Below are 16566 nucleotides of genomic sequence, written 5' to 3' on the forward strand. Positions count from 1 at the left end.
CCGTCGGACAACGATCAGAAAGATTAAGAAACGATGCTTCTAGCACACACGCAACGTAACCGCATGAACACATTCCATACGAACGGACACGCATTCTCCCGGCGCGCCGCACCCTGTCAGCGCAGCGGCGATGGTGCGATCCTGAAGGTATGCGTGTCGCCGTCATCGGCTCCGGGCCGAGCGGGTGCTACACCGCCCAGAGCCTCGTCCAGCAGGATCCTGACGTGCTCGTAGACGTCCTGGACCGGCTGCCGTGCCCGTACGGCCTGGTCCGGTACGGCGTGGCACCGGACCACGAGAAGATCAAGTCGCTCCAGAACAACCTGCGGACGGTTCTGGAGCACGAGCGGGTACGGTTCCTCGGCGGGGTCGGGATCGGCCCCGGCGGGATACCGGCCGCGCGGCTGCGCGAGCTGTACCACGCCGTGGTGTACTGCGTGGGCGCCGCGACCGACCGGCATCTGGGCATCCCGGGCGAGGATCTGCCGGGCAGCTGGTCGGCGACCGAGTTCGTGTCCTGGTACAGCGCGCACCCCGACACGACGGCCGACGGTTTCGTGGCCGGCGCACGGTCGGCGGTGGTCATCGGCGTGGGGAACGTCGCGGTCGATGTGGCGCGGATGCTGGTGCGCGGGGTGACGGAACTCAGCCCCACCGACATGCCTCAGCCGGCGCTCACCGCGCTGGCGGCCAGCCGGGTGACGAACGTCCACATGGTGGGCCGCCGCGGCCCCTCCCAGGCCCGCTTCACCACCAAGGAGCTGCGCGAGCTGGGCTCGCTCCCGGAGACCGAAGTGATGGTGAGCGCCGATGAGCTGGCGCTGGACCCGGCATACCTCGACCCCTCTCCCCTGCCCGCGCCGCAGCGCCGGAACGTGGAGGTGCTGCGGGGCTGGGCGGGCGCCGAGGCACGACCGTCGCCCCGCAGGATCTCGTTGCGGTTCTTCCTCCGTCCCGTCGAACTGCTCGCCGACGGCGGCCGGGTGGGCGCGGTCCGCTTCGAGCGCACGGCACCGGACGGACACGGCGGCGTGACCGGCACCGGTGAATTCGAGGAGATCGAGGCCCAGTTGGTGCTGCGCTCGGTGGGCTACCTCGGAGTGCCCCTGGAGGGCCTGCCGTTCGACCCCGCGACGGGCACAGTCCCTCATCTCGCCGGCCGGGTGTTGCGTGAGGGCAAGGTGGCGCCGGGCGAGTATGTGGCCGGCTGGATCAAACGCGGCCCGACGGGCGTCATCGGCACGAACCGGCCATGCGCGAAGGAGACGGCGACGTCGCTGTTGCAGGACGCCTCCGCCCTCGTACACAAAGATCTGCCCGGCGACCCGTTGACGGCACTGCGGGCAGCGGGCATCGAGCCGGTGGAATGGGCAGGATGGTGTGCCATCGAGCAGGCAGAGGTGGAACTCGGCGCGTCGCTGGGCCGTGGTGTGGTGAAACTCCCTGACTGGCAGTCCCTGATGAACGCCGCGCACAGCAGTGCCGATTAGGGGCGCGGGGAACCGCGCGAGCAACCACACACGACCCGCACCAGGCAACGAACCGGCAACCCACCCGAAATCAACAAACTGTTCAAGGAGCCTACGGTCTCAGACATGCCCCAGACCTCCCCTGTGCACCCCGTGGACGAAGTCCCCCCGGTAAGACAACTCGCCGCCTTCGGCCTCCAGCACGTCCTCGCGATGTACGCCGGCGCCGTGGCCGTCCCCCTGATCGTCGGCGGCGCGATGAAACTGTCGCCCGCGGACCTGGCGTATCTGATCACCGCCGACCTCCTGGTGTGCGGCATCGCCACGCTCATCCAGTGCATCGGCTTCTGGCGCTTCGGCGTACGGCTTCCGATCATGCAGGGCTGTACCTTCGCCGCCGTGTCGCCGATGGTCCTGATCGGCACGACGGGCGGCGGACTCCCCGCGATCTACGGCTCGGTGATCGTGGCGGGCCTGGCGATCATGCTGCTCGCACCGGTCTTCGGGAGACTGCTCCGCTTCTTCCCGCCCCTGGTCACGGGTACGGTGATCCTGATCATCGGCATCTCGTTGCTGCCGGTCGCGGGCAACTGGGTGGCGGGCGGCGCCGGTTCCGCGGACTTCGGCGCACCCAAGAACATCGCGCTGGCCGTGTTCGTGCTGGCGGTGGTGCTCGGCGTGCAACGCTTCGCGCCCGCCTTCCTGAGCCGGATCGCCGTACTGATCGGCATCGTTGTGGGCCTGGCGGTGGCCGTCCCCTTCGGGTTCACGGACTTCGGCGGGGTCGGGGACGCGGACTGGGTCGGGATCAGCACGCCGTTCCACTTCGGGGCGCCCACCTTCGAGTTCTCGGCGATCGTCCCGATGCTGGTCGTGGCGCTGGTGACGATGACCGAGACGACCGGTGACCTGATCGCGGTGGGCGAGATGACGGACCGGAAGGTCGAACCCCGCTCCCTGTCGGACGGTCTGCGCGCGGACGGCCTGTCGACCGTGCTCGGCGGCGTCTTCAACACCTTCCCGTACACGGCGTACGCCCAGAACGTCGGCCTCGTCGGCATGACCCGGGTGCGCAGCCGCTGGGTCGTCGCCGTGGCCGGCGGCATCCTGGTCCTGCTGGGGCTGCTGCCCAAGCTGGGCGCGGTCGTCGCGGCCATACCGGCGCCGGTGCTCGGCGGGGCGGGTCTGGTGATGTTCGGGACGGTCGCGGCGAGCGGTCTGCGGACCCTCACCCAGGTGGACTTCAAGGGCAACAACAACCTGACGGTGGTGGCCGTCTCGGTGGCCATGGGCGTGCTGCCGGTCGGGGTCCCGACGATCTACGCGAAGTTCCCCGACTGGTTCCAGACGGTGATGAACAGCGGCATCAGCGCGGGCTGTCTGACGGCGATCGTGCTGAACCTGCTCTTCAACCACCTTCCGGCCAAGGCCGGTTCACTCGCGCCCGAGGCGGACGGTCTGGCGGGCGGCGGCGTCGAGGAGGGCATCGAGAAGCCCCGGGAAGAGGTCGTCTAGGTCGTCCCTGCGCAGGCCGTTCATCTTGGCCGTGCCCTGATAGATCTGCCGGAGCACTCCGCTTTCGCGCAGCACCCGGAAGTGGTGGGTGGTCGTCGACTTGGTGACGGGCAGATCGAAGTGCGAACAGGAGAGCTCGTCGCTGGCCGCGGCGAGCTCTCGCACGATCCGCAGGCGCATCGGGTCGGAGAGGGCGTGCAGAACGCCCTCCAGCCGGATCTCCTCACGTGCCGGATGCGGAAGGTCGCGGCTGCTGACGGCGGGAGAGGTCACGGCGGCTCACTTCTTCCAGGGAATCCTTCAGCGGACTCCCATAGTACGAGACCTCTCGTAGTTTGACACTCGACGTACTACGATGCCTATCGTACGAGTCGACCACCACCGGTCCCCACGACGAATGGAGCCCGCCGTGAGCTCACTCTTCGAGCCCTACGCCCTGCGTGACCTGACGATTCCGAACCGGGTGTGGATGCCGCCGATGTGCCAGTACTCGGCGGCGGCGGAGGGTCCGGACACAGGCGCACCGAACGACTGGCACTTCGCGCACTACGCGGCCCGCGCGGCCGGCGGCACGGGCCTGATCATCGTCGAGGCCACCGCGGTCGGCCCCGAGGGCCGTATCTCCCCCTACGACCTCGGCATCTGGAACGACACCCAGGTCGAGGCGTTCCGCCGCATCACCCGCTTCCTGGTCTCGCAGGGCACGGTCCCGGGAATCCAGCTGGCCCACGGGGGCCGCAAGGCATCCACCGACCAGCCGTGGAAGGGCGGCGCGCCGCTCGGCCCGGACGCGCTGGGATGGCAACCACTGGGCCCGAGCGCGCTGGCGTACGACGCGAAGCACCCGGTGCCGACGGAGTTGACGGTCGATCAGATCGCCCAGGTGGTGGGTGAGTTCGCGGACGCCGCCCGTCGCGCCCTCGCCGCCGGCTTCGAAGTCGCCGAGATCCACGGCGCGCACGGCTATCTGATCAACAACTTCCTCTCCCCGCACTCGAATCGGAGGACCGACGAGTACGGCGGCTCGTACGAGAACCGCACCCGCTTCGCGCTGGAGGTCGTCGACGCCGTACGCGCGGTGTGGCCCGAGGACAAGCCGCTGTTCTTCCGTGTCTCGGCGACCGACTGGCTGGAGGAGGGCGGCTGGACCCCGGCCGACACTGTCCGCTTCGCCCGCGACCTCCGGGCCCACGGCATCGACCTCCTCGACGTCTCCACCGGCGGCAACGTGTCGGGCGTCCGCATCCCGGTCGGCCCCGGCTACCAGGTCCCCTTCGCCGCCCGCGTCAAGAACGAGACCGACCTCCCGGTCGCCGCGGTGGGCCTCATCACAGACGCCGAGCAGGCCGAGAAGATCCTCTCCAACGGCGAGGCGGACGCCGTACTCCTGGGCCGCGAACTGCTGCGCGACCCGTCGTGGGCACGGCACGCGGCACGGGAGCTCGGCGCGGACGTGCACGTTCCGGACCAGTACCACCGGTCGGTCTGAACTCCCGTTTCCGCAAAGGACCTTCGGCGCAGGGGCTCGGCAGGTAGGCTCCCCTGCGCACAGTCGGTCTCGCCGACTGCGACGGGAACGGGTCCGGCGTCCCTTTCGGGCGCGTCCGCCGGAATGATCGGCGGCGCGTCAATCGCGACAACTTCACACGCGGCCTGCACGCCGGCAGGGCCTCAGTTGATCACCGTCGGTTCAGGGTGGTCGGCCTGAGACACCTGCCATCCTGCCCGCGGCTCGCGCTCGGTTCGATCACCCTCCCTCTCGGAGGAGGCCCCCGAGCATGGATTCGCGGATCGTCCTGGACATCCTGGGCGCGGCAAGCGTGCTGTCCGTTTTCCTGTACGCCCTCACCGGACTGCTCGACCAGGTGCGCGGCCTGTTGCGCTCCTGGCACGCCGTCCGGCGGGACGCCCGCGCACTGCGCCGCGGCACCCCGCCGGAGGGCCCTGATGGCCGGTGAGCACTCAACTCGTCGTACAGGCCGTCCCGTTGAGCGAGAAGCCGCCCGGCGCGGCGCTGTTCCCGCCGTGGTTCGCCTGATAGCCGATGGAGACGCTCGCGTTCGGGGCGATCGTCGCGTTGTACGTCGCGTTCGTCGCCGTCACCGCGCCGGAGGGCGGGGTGTACGTGGCGCCCCAGCCGTTGGTGATCGTCTGGCCGGCGGGGAGGGTGAAGGCGAGTTGCCAGCCGTTGATCGCGGTGGTGCCGGTGTTGGTGAGGGTGACCGATGCCGTCAGGCCGGTGTTCCAGGCGTTCGTCGTGGCCGTCACCTTGCAGGCGCCCGGCTGGGGTTGGGGGGCCGGGCCCGAGCCGTCGAGGCCGAAGAAGGTGAGGGCACGGGAGGCCATGCCCCAGCTGTAGAGGTTGTGGCCGACGCCCTGGAGACTGATCGCCTCGACCGGGGCCCGGTCACCGGTGGCGCCGTAGCGGGTGCGGGTCCAGCCGGAGACGGGCGAGTCCGTGGCGGCCGGGGTCTGGCTCACGCCGAGGACGTTGGTCCACTGCTTGATCTCCTCCCCGAAGTTGGGGTAGCGCAGCACGTCGTCCTCGGTGCCGTGCCACACCTGCATCCGCGGTCGGGCGCCGGTGTAGCCGGGGTAGGCGGCGCGGACCAGGTCGCCCCACTCCTGCGGGGTGTGTGTGATCGTGCCGCCCGAGCAGGCACTGTTCCACTCCGAGCCGTCCGTCGTCGCGAAGCAGCCGAAGGGGACACCCGAGAAGGCCGCGCCCGCCGCGAACACGTCCGGGTAGTCGCCGAGCAGGACGTTCGTCATCATCGCGCCGGACGAGATGCCGGTGGCGTAGATCCTGCCGGTGTCGGCGGAGTAGGCGTTGACCGTCCAGTCGATCATCGACTTGATGCCGACGGGGTCGCTGCCGCCACCGCGTTTGAGGGCCTGGGGTGAGGACACGTCGAAGCACTTGCTGGACCGGGTGACCGACGGATAGATCACCACGAAGCCGTAGGTGTCGGCCAGTTGGGCCCATTCGGTGCCGTTGTACATGGCCGGTCCCGAGCCGGTGCAGTAGTGCACGGCCACCACGACCGCTGGGTGCGCGGTGACGTTGTCCGGCACATACAGGTACATCTGCAGGTTGCTGGGGTTGGTGCCGAATCCGGTCACCTCGGTGAGGGTCGCGGTGGGGACCGCCTCGGTGCGGGCCACGGCCGAGGGGGCGGTGAGGAACGCCGCCGCCAGTAACGACAGCAGGGCGATCAGCACCGAGCTCAGCGGCCTTCTCGGCGTGTTGCGGGGGGTGGTGGGCACGACCTTGCCCCTTTCGTTCAGCAGGAGGAATGGGTCTGGGTCAACAGCGCGAGTCGCCAGGGGAGTTGGGAGTAGCTGCCGGTGGCCGCGGGATCGAGGCCCTGGTACACGTAACGCAGCCGGCAGGGGTCGATCGTGAGGGTCTGGTCGACGCCGTCGCGGATCATCTCGCCGTGCGAGAAGTCCTTCGTCCAGGCGGGCGCACCGTCCTGGAACGTCACGTTGTTCGAGCGGATGAAGGCGTTCGCCTCGGTGTCGGCCAGCGGCGCCCATGTTCCGCCCAGACTGTCGGCGGTCCAGGCTCGGAAGTAGCGCCGCCAGTCGGAGCCGGTCGCCAGGGCCTCCACGAGCATCAGGTACCTGCCGCTGTGGCCGAGGCGGTAGACGTTGCTCGCCTCGAACAGGTCGAAGCGGTTGGGCTCGGCGAGCACGATCTCGGTGTCGCGGAAGCCGTTCGGGAACTCCGCGAGGGTGGTCCGGGAGCGGTACTGGTGGCCGTTGTCGTCGGAGAAGAAGAGGTAGCAGTCGGTCCGGTCACAGATCGTCCAGAAGTCCAGCCAGAAGCCCGAGCCCTTGTTCTCCGTGAGGACCGGGGGCTCGCTGTCGAAGAAGGTGTGCGGCGCGCTCCAACTGCCCGGATCTGCGGGGTCCTTGGTCGTGGAGTACGACGGCGGACCGGTCTGGTAGACCATGTACCAGAGCTTTTGGGGCGCGAAGTAGAAGACCTGGGGCGCGGCCGCGTACCGGTTGCCGATGTTCGGGTTGGCGTCCAGGAAGGTCAGGGGTGCGTCGGCCGCCTGCGACCAGTCGGTGAAGCTCGTGTGGGCGAGACTCCAGGCGCCCGCGGTGTTCGCGGTCGTCATGTACACCTGCCAGCGGTTCCTGTACCGGAAGACCGTGGGGTCCTTCACCGAGACGATCGGATGGTCGGTGTCGGGCTCGGGGCTGATCAGTGGGCCGGTCGAGGACCAGGTGAAGATGGCCGACAGCCTGTTCTCCCGCTCCGTGGCGACGGCCGTTCCGGAGAGCACCGCGGCCAGCAGAGCGAGCACCAGTCCGCCGACGAACGTACGCATACGTGGAGTCGCCACCGACTCGCCCCTCTCGGAAGTTCTCGGAAATCTCTCGGAAGGGAAGCGTCCGGCGAGCATCGTGGCATGGACATGGCTTCCATGGAAGCGCTCCCACACGTCGAAAGAATTCGCGGACACCCGCCACCAGGGGTGGCCGAACACCTCCTGCGCAAAGCGTTGACTAGAAAGCGCTTACCCCCTACGTTCCGTTCAGCGACGTGACCGACCGAAGGAACAAGGGTCGACGCATCCGCTGAATCACCCATGCGGCGTTCATGTTTACAGACAATGTTCAGAAACATGCCCCACCCGGCACCCTGGAAGGGACGCACCCGCATGCGTACTCGCCCCCCACGTACACACGCGCAAAGATCCGCTCTGGCCGCCGGTGCGGCCGGGCTCGCGACGGCGGCCGCCCTGGCCGTCCCGCAGCAGGCCGGGGCCGCCGAGACCACCCCCATCGGTTTCGGCGCCGGAACCACCGGCGGCGGCAGCGCTTCGGCGGTCACCGTCTCGACACTGGCCGCCTTCAGGACGGCGGTCACCGGCAGCACGGCGAAGGTCGTGAAGGTGAGCGGCCTGATCCCGCTGAGCGGCACGGTCGACGTCGGCTCCAACACCACGGTGCTGGGCGTCGGTTCGGCGTCCGGGTTCACCGGCGGCGGGCTGCGCCTGAAGAAGGTCACGAACGTCGTCGTCCGCAACCTCGACATCAGCAAGCCGCTCGCACCCGCCGACGGCATCGAGGTGCAGGCCTCGACGAAGGTGTGGATCGACCACAACTCCTTCTCGGCCGACCGCGATCACGACAAGGACTACTACGACGGCCTGCTGGACATCAACCACGCCTCCGACAACGTCACGGTGTCCTGGAACACCTTCAAGGACCACTTCAAGGGCTCGCTCGTCGGCCACAGCGACAACAACGCGAGCGAGGACACCGGCCATCTGAAGGTGACGTACCACCACAACTGGTTCGACAACGTCAACTCACGCATCCCCAGTCTGCGCTTCGGCACCGGGCACTTCTACGACAACTACGTCGTCGGCGCCGAGACCGCCGTGCACTCCCGCATGGGCGCCCAGATGCTCGTGGAGAACAACGTCTTCCGCAGTACCGGCGTCGCTGTCACCACAAACCGGAGCAGTGACGTCGACGGGTACGTCAACCTGCGCGGCAACGATCTCGGCGGAGCCGCCACCGAGGTCTCGCAGGTGGGCACCTTCACCACCGCTCCGTACGGCTACACCGCCGAGCCCGCCTCCTCCGTCGTCGCCTCGGTGACGGGCGGCTCGGGCGCCGGAAAGATCTGATCACCCCCTCCCCCACCCAGTCCCCCCATCACGGAAGAAGGAACCGGGACATGACTTCTTCGCCACGTCCACGCGCGCGTACCCGCGCGCTGACCGGTGCCGCGGCCGCACTCGGCCTCTCGGTTGGCATGATCATGACGGTGAATGCGCCGACGGCCACCGCGGCCACCTGGCCCACCGCCACCGGCAGCCAGGCGGTCTCCTCCACCATCTCGCTGTCCGGCACCAAGGACTACGGGATGATCCGCCTCTACGGCACCGGCGACCTGGGCAGCGGCAGCCAGGACGAGGACCAGGGGCCGATCCTGGACCTGGCCGCCGGGACCGTCCTGAAGAACGTCATCATCGGCGCTCCCGCCGCCGACGGCATCCACTGCGCCGGCAGCTGCACGTTGCAGAACGTCTGGTGGGAGGACGTCGGCGAGGATGCCGCGACCTTCCGCGGCTCCTCGTCGTCGAACGTGTACACCGTCTCCGGCGGTGGCGCGAAGTCGGCCAGCGACAAGGTGTTCCAGTTCAACGGCGCCGGGACGCTCAACGTCTCGAACTTCGCCGTACAGAGCTTCGGCACCTTCGTGAGGTCCTGCGGCAACTGCTCGACGCAGTACAAGCGGACGATCAACCTCAACACCATCGAGGCGACCTACTCGGGCAGCAAGCTCGTCGGCATCAACACCAACTACGGCGACAGCGCGACCCTGAAGAAGATCACGATCGTCGGCGACTCCAGCAAGAAGATCATCCCCTGCCAGAAGTACATCGGGAACAACACGGGCGCCGAGCCGACCACGAACGGTTCGGGACCGGACAGCACGTACTGCAAGTACGCGACGTCCGACATCACCTACAAGTAGCCCCTGGGCAGGTGAAGGCGGCCGTACGAAGCGTCCCCGCACGGCGCTTCGCACGGCCGCCGTGTCATGACCTGGGATGGTGCTGGGGCACCGTGGCCGCCAGCTCCCGCTGATAGTCGGCGTAGGCGGCGCGCAGCTCCGCGCCCGGCCAGTCGGGCGCCAGGAGTTCGGGTGGCAGCACCGGATCGGTCAGGAGATGCCGTACGACCGCCGCGAAGCCGGTGAGCCGGTCCGCGGGCCGGTCCGCGCGGGCGACATGGGCGAGCAGCGCCCGGGCCCGGGCCGCCCAGCCGTCGAGCGGCCACAGGGCGGCGGCGAGCTCTGGTCCGGGGCGGTCGGGGCGGGCGGAGTAGCCCTGAGCGACCGTCTCGATGTCCTCCGGGAGCGGCCGGAGGAGGTTGGCGGGGCGCAGCCAGACACCCTCACGGAGTTCGGCGAACCGCAGTGCGGTCAACCGCGCGCGCAGCTCGGCGCGTTCGGCCGGGCCGCGGCCCGTCGCGGTGATCACGACCATCTCCCAGTCGCCGCTCCACGCGCGCGTGCGGGGGTGCACGGCGTCGTCCTGACGCCGCTGACGCGCCAGCAGGCGGTCGCTGAGGCCGTAGACGGAGTCGGCGCGGCGCAGGTCGCCGGCGGTCGCCATCCGGCTGAGCGCGGCCCGCAGCGTGGATCCGCCGACCCCGAACGGCTCCACCGCGCGGACCAGGTCCTTGACGGGCATCTCCGGCGGATGCGCGCCCAGAAGCAGGCTCAGTACGACGGACCGGGCGGACAGCGGTCGCAGGTCGACCTCTTCGGGCTGCACCGACACGTTCCTCCGCATGGTCACGTACTGTACGGTCCCCTCCTTGTTGCACTATTGCTACAGCCGCAGTATCAGTGCAACATGAAGGTCATGGCCTCCCTACCCGCGCCCGCACGGTCCACCACCCACACCGTCACGAATCAGCCGCCCCTGCTGGCTCCGTACGACGCCTCCGACGACCCCGTCCTGCTGGAAGGGCTGCACCGCGAGGGCGCCGGCTGGGCCGAGGAGGGCCTCCGGCGACTCGGCCTGCGGGCCGGAAGCGCCGAGGCCCAGGAGTGGGCGGATCAGGCCAATCGGCACGAGCCTGTGCTGTGTACGCACGACCGCTACGGCAACCGCGTGGACGAGGTCGACTTCCACCCGAGCTGGCACCACCTGATGCGGACCGCCGTAGCCGAGGGACTGGCCGGCACGCCCTGGGCGGAGGACCGACCAGGTGCCCATGTCGCCCGTACGGCGGGCGGGTTGGTGTGGGGGCACACTGACGCGGGCCACGGCTGCCCCACGTCGATGACGTACGCGGCGATCCCGGCGCTGCGCAGGCAGCCGGACCTGGCGAAGGTCTACGAGCCCCTGCTGACCGGCCGCGAGTACGAGCCGGAGCTCCGGGTGCCGACCGAGAAGCGCGGTCTGCTCGCGGGCATGGGGATGACCGAGAAGCAGGGCGGGTCCGACGTCCGGACGAACACGACGACGGCCACGCCGACCGCCGAGTCCGGCCTGTACACGCTGCGCGGGCACAAGTGGTTCACGTCGGCGCCGATGTGCGACGTGTTCCTGGTGCTGGCGCAGGCACCCGGCGGGCTGTCGTGCTTCCTGGTCCCGCGGATCCTGCCGGACGGCAGCCGCAACACCTTCCGCGTCCAGCGCCTCAAGGACAAGCTCGGCAACCGGTCGAACGCCTCCTCCGAGCCCGAGTTCGACGGGACCGTCGCCTGGCTGGTCGGCCCCGAGGGACAGGGCATCAAGACGATCATCGAGATGGTCAACTGCACGCGGCTGGACTGCGTGATGATGTCGGCGACCCTGATGCGCAGGACGCTCGTCGAGGCGGGGCATCACGCCCGGCATCGCAGCGCGTTCGGCGCCCGGCTGGTCGACCAGCCGCTGATGCGCAACGTCCTGGCCGATCTGGCGTTGGAGTCCGAGGCCGCCACCACGCTCACACTGCGTCTCGCGGGTGCGGCCGACCGGGCGGTGCGCGGGGACGCCGGTGAGCGGGCGTTCCGCCGTATCGCGACCGCGGTCGGCAAGTACTGGGTGCCCAAACGGGGTCCGGCCTTCACCGCGGAGGCTTTGGAATGCCTCGGCGGCAACGGCTATGTCGAGGACTCGGGCATGCCCCGGCACTACCGGGAGGCGCCCCTGCTGTCGATCTGGGAGGGATCGGGGAACGTCAACGCCCTCGACGTCCTGCGGGCGTTGCGCCGTGAGCCCGACAGCGCCCAGGCCCTGTTCGGTGAACTCGCCCTGGCCCAGGGGGCGGACGTCCGTCTGGACACTTCCGTGGCCCGGCTCAAGGACCTGCTGGCCACAGCGTCCGAGGCGAGTGCCCGCCGGCTGGTGGAGCACATGGCCCTGACGCTCCAGGCCTCCCTGCTCGTCCGGCACGCCCCTTCTGCGGTCGCCGACGCCTTCTGCGCGACCCGGCTCGGCGGCGACTGGGGGCACGCCTTCGGCACCCTGCCCGACGCAGTGGACGTGGACACGGTCCTCGGTAGGGCGCTGCCCGGCGACGACTGACTCCGTTTCAGGCCCACTTGGCGAAAACCGGACCACCTCCCTGTCCGGATCGCTCACTGTCACGTCCCGATTCCGCTTCGTTGTCAGTCCCGTGGTGCAGACTCCGATCAGTTGGTACTTCGCCTGGGGAGGACAACGTGTTCACGGGGATCGACGAGGTCGACTGGGCCTCGCTGCGGCATGCGTACGGCAGTGCGGAGGACGTGCCCGGACTGCTGCGGGGGCTCGCCTCCGTGGACCCGGCCGAGCGGGAGACGGCCCTCGACGGGATGTACGGCGCCGTGCACCACCAGGGAGACGTATACGACTCGACACTGGCCTGCGTTCCGTTTCTGCTCGCGCTGGTGGCAAGCGGGGACGTGGCGGACCGGGCCGGCATCGTCGAACTCGTCGTCAGCATCGGGTCCGCGTACGAGGACCGCGAGGCCGGCGTCGAGGCCGGTCTCCTTGCCCGGGTCGGGGTCCGCGCCGGCGCCGAGGTGTTCGTCCGGCTGGCGGGGGACGCCGACCCCTCCGTCCGCCGGGCGGCGCCGGAGGCGCTCGTACGGTTCCTCGACGAACCGGCCCGCGTGCTGGGCCTGTTGAGGGAGCGCTTGACGCTGGAGCGGGACGACCGGGTGCTGCTCGCCCTCACCGAGGGCCTGGGTCTTTTCGTACGGCGGCATCCCGGACACGCGGCCGAGGCTTTGGAGTTGCTGACGGTCCAGAGTTCGCCGCCCTACGCTCCCGCCCTGCGGCTGGCCGCCCTCGGCCAACTCGCCGACTGTGCCCCCGACCGGCTGCCGCCCGATCTGGTGCCGGTCGCCGTCGGACTGCTCAGGGAGCGGTCCGGAAACCGGCCCACCAGACGGAACGGCGTGGACTGCCCGCACGCCGACACGCTCGTGGGGCGGCTGCGGCGACTGCGCCCCTCGGACGAGGAGGGCTCACAACTGCTGCGGACTCTGCATCGCGGACTCGGTGACCGTCTCGACGAGCGGACGGCACTGCTCAATGGGCAGTTGACGAGCCCGGACGCCGTCGACCGGTGCAATGCCGCGTGGATGTCGGCGGGGCTCTTCCACGAGTGGCGCGGCGAACGGGCCGAGACGGTCGCTCTTATCGGTGCTCAACTGGGCGCCGAAGAGAGCAGGTTGCGCGATGCAGCGGTGTCCGTCCTGGAGGGCCTGTTCGGCCTGGCCGCGCCGGCCGCCGACGACCTGGCCGCCCTGGTGACCACCCGACCCGATCTGTGGGTCCGGCGGTGGGAGCGCGGGGCGCCGACCCTGGGCGGTCCGCTCAAGGCCCTTGCCAGGAGCGGGGATTCCCGGGCGACGCCGGTTCTGGCGGACGTGCTGGCGGGGTCGGTCGTACCCGACGACCTGGGGCATGTGGTCGGTCATCTGGGCCCCGCCGCGGCCCCGCTCGCGCCCGTGCTGCGCCGTCGGCTGGGCGAGGTCCCGCTGGACTCCCCCAGGATGTTCGAGCGGGCCGTACCGCTGTTGTCGGCGCTCACCGCGCTGGGTGACGCGGAGGCCGTACCGGAGGTGCTGCGGCTGGTGCGGGGCATGCCTGTGGGGCTGCGGCTGCGGGACGCGGTGGTGGAGTCGGCCGTCCGGGCTGTGGACGCGTTCGGAGGTGCGGCGGCCCCGGAGGTCATACCAGTGCTGCGGGAGCTGCTGGAGACGGAGCACGCGGCGGACGCGGCGGGGGCGTTGTGGTCCGTGGAGGGGGATGTGTCGGCGGTACTGCCTGTGTTGACGGGTGAGTTGACGGAGGGGCGGCCTCGCCGGCGGGCTGCCGCGGCAGCGCTGGCGCGGCTCGGCCCGGCAGCGGGTCCGGCTCTGCCGGGCCTTCGGCGGATGCTTCGGGCGCAGGACCAGTGGGAGCGCGTGGCCGCCGCGGGTGCGGTGTGGCGGATCGCCGAGGACGGAGAACTCGCCGCACCGGTTCTGCGGGCCGCCTGGACGGAGAATCCGCACACACGCCGGACCGTCACCGCCTGTCTCGCCGCCCTCGGGCCGGCCGGAGCGCCGCTCCACGATCTTCTCCGGGAGGAACTGGCCACTCGACGACGGCATCTCGCCTCGCCGTCCGGTGGGCACGGCAGCCATGACGTGTTGGACGACGAGCGGTTGGTCCGGGCGTGCGGGGAGGTGCTGGACGGCAGGTAGGGCGCGGGGCGGAGCGCCAGGCGACAGCGGTCGGCGCGGGCGGAGCGCCGGGCGACAGCGGTCGGCGCGGGCGGAGCGCCGGGACGGGGAGCAGGAGGACGCGGCCGACGGGGACAATCCCGCTGGTTCGGGAAGGGCGCGGCCGACGAGGGCTCCCTGGCGAGGGGAGCAGGCCGGGCGACACGTCACGGCCGGCCTGGGCCCGATCCGCCCCGCCCCCGCCCGCTACCTCCCGTCCGCCCCGCCCCCGCTCGTTCCCCGCTACCTCCCGTCCGCCCTCCTCCCGCCCCACAGCGGCCCGAAGTGCGCCCAGTCCGTGTCCCACTGGTCGAGGCGGCGGCGTTCCATGCGGCCGCGGAGGACTCGGCCGCCGACGAAGGGGACGGCGGCGGAGCTGACGCCGACCAGGATGCCGATCATCGCGGCGCGGATCCGGGCCTGGCCCTCGGTGGCGGGCTGGGTCATCAGGCGGCCCTCGGAGTCCGTCCAGACGGTGACCGGGGTGCCCTGGGTGCTGCCGGGGTCCACACGGACCTGGCCCGTGTGGGACGAGCCGTCGGCGCCGGTCCAGACGACCTTGCCCCATACCCGTTCACCGCTCGCCGTGCCCGGGTCGGCCGTGCCGGGCGCCTGTTCGGTGAGCCGGGCCACGACGGGCCGCCATTCGACGCGCTCAAGGGCCAGCTGGTGCTCGACGGACCGGCTGACCGCCAGTCCCCCAAGCACACCGGCTAACACGGTGAGCAGCCAGGCACCGAGCACGACCCACGCCTCGACGGTGTCGGCGCGGCGTCTGAGCGGATTGCGCCGCCACCGCCACAGCCAGACCTTGGGACCACGGAACGCCATCGAAGGCATCCTCCTCATGAGCGACGGGCGCACAAACATGCCGGACCGACCTCCCATACGGGAGAGCCCTCCTCGATGCTCACGGCTCACGGCGAGTTCTCCGTCACGACGGTCCCATCGCCCGACCGCCGCCGCGGGCATCTTGCGGAAAGACGCCCCCGAATCGGCGCGGCCCGTTAACATCCCCGCCCTGACCTGCGACGAAGCCCTTCCCAGAGGTGACTGTCAGTGCTGGGGTGCAGACTGGCCGGTGGCTGGGACAAAGAGGTCACAGCACAGCGGAGGTGATCGACATGGCTGAGAAGCTGCTTGCCGTGGGGACGCGCAAAGGCCTTTTCATCGGGCGTGAGCGAGGCGGCACCTGGGAGTTCGACGAGAGCCCGTACTTCAACGCGCAGGCCGTGTACTCGGTCGCGATCGACACCCGGGGCGAGCGCCCGCGGCTGTTGGCCGGCGGCGACAGCGCGCACTGGGGACCGTCCGTGTTCCACTCCGACGACCTGGGCCGCACCTGGGCGGAGCCCGCCCAGCCGGCCGTGAAGTTCCCCAAGGACACCGGGGCCTCCCTGGAGCGGGTCTGGCAGCTGCACCCCGCGGCCGCCGAACCGGACGTGGTGTACGCGGGCACGGAACCGGCCGCGCTGTACCGCTCCGAGGACCGTGGGGAGAGCTTCGAGCTCGTCCGGCCCCTGTGGGAGCACCCGACCCGTTCGAAGTGGGTGCCGGGCGGCGGCGGTGAGGGCCTGCACACCGTCCTGACCGACAAGCGGGATCCGCGCGCGGTGACGGTGGCCGTCTCCACGGCCGGGGTGTTCCGCACCAAGGACGGCGGCGCGAGCTGGGAGCCGTCCAACTCCGGTGTCTCCGCGGTGTTCCTGCCCGATCCGAACCCGGAGTTCGGCCAGTGCGTGCACAAGGTCGCCCGGGACGCGGCGGATCCGGACCGGCTGTATCTCCAGAACCACTGGGGTGTGTACAGAAGCGACGACGCCGGGGCGCAGTGGACGGACATCGGCGAGGGTCTTCCGTCCACCTTCGGATTCGCGGCGGTCGCGCATCCGCACCGGGGCGAGACGGCGTACGTCTTCCCGATCAACGCCGACGCGGACCGGGTCCCGGCCGACCACCGCTGCCGGGTCTTCCGTACGGCGGACGCGGGCAAGAACTGGGAGCCGCTCACCGCGGGGCTGCCCCAGGAGGACCACTACGGCACGGTGCTGCGGGACGCGATGTGCACGGACGACGCGGACCCGGCGGGCGTCTACTTCGGCAACCGCAACGGCGAGGTGTACGCCTCGGCCGACGACGGCGACAGCTGGCGGCAGTTGACCTCGCATCTGCCGGACGTGCTGTGCGTGCGGGCGGCGGTGATCGCGTGATCCGGGTCTCGTTGTCGCCGGGCCCGAACAACCCCGGTTGATCAAGTACAGAGAGAAGTCGGACCCTCCCCGAAGGTCGTGGGGAGGGTCCGATGCTTTCCGGGACCGGGTCCTTTAACGCGTCAGGCAGGTGTGAAGAGAT

Annotated in this window: 14 protein-coding genes; 9 read left to right on the forward strand and 5 right to left on the reverse strand. The window is 70.3% G+C overall.

Translation table 11 applies throughout. From position 1 onward, the window contains the following. The first annotated feature begins 149 nt into the window (after positions 1 to 149). Together ACI2L1_RS33580 and ACI2L1_RS33585 are read left to right on the forward strand one after the other, a co-directional pair. Positions 150 to 1490 carry an FAD-dependent oxidoreductase gene (locus tag ACI2L1_RS33580; protein ID WP_404743191.1) on the forward strand — a complete coding sequence of 447 codons (1341 nt, stop codon included), beginning with the start codon at positions 150 to 152 and terminating at the stop codon, positions 1488 to 1490. A 105-nt stretch (positions 1491 to 1595) separates the two neighbouring features. Beyond that, positions 1596 to 2984: a nucleobase:cation symporter-2 family protein gene (locus ACI2L1_RS33585; RefSeq protein ID WP_404743192.1), complete on the forward strand. Its 1389-nt coding sequence runs from the start codon at positions 1596 to 1598 to the stop codon at positions 2982 to 2984. Here the strand turns inward: ACI2L1_RS33585 and ACI2L1_RS33590 are convergent. Next, the gene (locus ACI2L1_RS33590; RefSeq protein ID WP_404743193.1) at positions 2904 to 3257 is read right to left on the reverse strand and encodes an ArsR/SmtB family transcription factor; all 354 of its coding nucleotides are present in this window, start codon (positions 3255 to 3257) and stop codon (positions 2904 to 2906) included. The genes ACI2L1_RS33585 and ACI2L1_RS33590 overlap by 81 nt on opposite strands. Positions 3258 to 3393: 136 nt before the next feature. Between ACI2L1_RS33590 and ACI2L1_RS33595 the strand changes: the two genes are divergently transcribed. Together ACI2L1_RS33595 and ACI2L1_RS33600 are read left to right on the forward strand one after the other, a co-directional pair. Next, on the forward strand, positions 3394 to 4473 hold the full coding sequence (locus ACI2L1_RS33595; RefSeq protein WP_404743194.1) for an NADH:flavin oxidoreductase/NADH oxidase: 1080 nt from the start codon (positions 3394 to 3396) through the stop codon (positions 4471 to 4473). Positions 4474 to 4762: 289 nt separating this feature from the next. Beyond that, positions 4763 to 4942, forward strand: a complete 180-nt coding sequence (locus ACI2L1_RS33600) for a hypothetical protein (protein WP_404743195.1) — start codon at positions 4763 to 4765, stop codon at positions 4940 to 4942. Positions 4943 to 4946: 4 nt separating this feature from the next. On the opposite strand, the gene ACI2L1_RS33605 is transcribed toward ACI2L1_RS33600, so the two are convergent. Next, positions 4947 to 6251 (reverse strand): PHB depolymerase family esterase, encoded by a 1305-nt coding sequence (locus ACI2L1_RS33605; protein ID WP_404743196.1) that lies wholly within the window; start codon positions 6249 to 6251, stop codon positions 4947 to 4949. Between the two features lie 17 nt (positions 6252 to 6268). Further along, positions 6269 to 7342, reverse strand: coding sequence for a non-reducing end alpha-L-arabinofuranosidase family hydrolase (locus tag ACI2L1_RS33610; protein ID WP_404743197.1), 1074 nt, complete (start codon positions 7340 to 7342; stop codon positions 6269 to 6271). A gap of 318 nt (positions 7343 to 7660) precedes the next feature. On the opposite strand from ACI2L1_RS33610, the gene ACI2L1_RS33615 reads away from it, so the two are divergent. Both ACI2L1_RS33615 and ACI2L1_RS33620 read left to right on the forward strand, forming a co-directional pair. After that, complete coding sequence (locus ACI2L1_RS33615; RefSeq protein WP_404743198.1) at positions 7661 to 8638, forward strand: polysaccharide lyase family 1 protein; 978 nt, start codon at positions 7661 to 7663, stop codon at positions 8636 to 8638. A 50-nt stretch (positions 8639 to 8688) separates the two neighbouring features. After that, complete coding sequence (locus ACI2L1_RS33620) at positions 8689 to 9492, forward strand: pectate lyase (RefSeq protein ID WP_404743199.1); 804 nt, start codon at positions 8689 to 8691, stop codon at positions 9490 to 9492. 64 nt (positions 9493 to 9556) lie between these two features. Here the strand turns inward: ACI2L1_RS33620 and ACI2L1_RS33625 are convergent, their stop codons facing one another. After that, entirely contained in the window at positions 9557 to 10315 is a 759-nt protein-coding gene (locus tag ACI2L1_RS33625; RefSeq protein WP_404743200.1) for a PaaX family transcriptional regulator C-terminal domain-containing protein, read from the reverse strand. A gap of 72 nt (positions 10316 to 10387) precedes the next feature. Between ACI2L1_RS33625 and ACI2L1_RS33630 the strand changes: the two genes are divergently transcribed. After that, positions 10388 to 12043, forward strand: coding sequence for an acyl-CoA dehydrogenase family protein (locus ACI2L1_RS33630; protein ID WP_404743201.1), 1656 nt, complete (start codon positions 10388 to 10390; stop codon positions 12041 to 12043). Between the two features lie 137 nt (positions 12044 to 12180). After that, the gene (locus ACI2L1_RS33635; protein ID WP_404743202.1) at positions 12181 to 14196 is read left to right on the forward strand and encodes a HEAT repeat domain-containing protein; all 2016 of its coding nucleotides are present in this window, start codon (positions 12181 to 12183) and stop codon (positions 14194 to 14196) included. Between the two features lie 261 nt (positions 14197 to 14457). Here the strand turns inward: ACI2L1_RS33635 and ACI2L1_RS33640 are convergent, their stop codons facing one another. Further along, entirely contained in the window at positions 14458 to 15045 is a 588-nt protein-coding gene (locus tag ACI2L1_RS33640) for a hypothetical protein (protein WP_404743203.1), read from the reverse strand. Between the two features lie 293 nt (positions 15046 to 15338). On the opposite strand from ACI2L1_RS33640, the gene ACI2L1_RS33645 reads away from it, so the two are divergent. Continuing rightward, positions 15339 to 16424, forward strand: coding sequence for a WD40/YVTN/BNR-like repeat-containing protein (locus ACI2L1_RS33645; RefSeq protein WP_404743204.1), 1086 nt, complete (start codon positions 15339 to 15341; stop codon positions 16422 to 16424). The last annotated feature ends 142 nt before the right edge of the window (positions 16425 to 16566 follow it).

Source organism: Streptomyces sp. NPDC019531 (assembly GCF_044903305.1).
Taxonomy (GTDB): Bacteria; Actinomycetota; Actinomycetes; order Streptomycetales; family Streptomycetaceae; genus Streptomyces.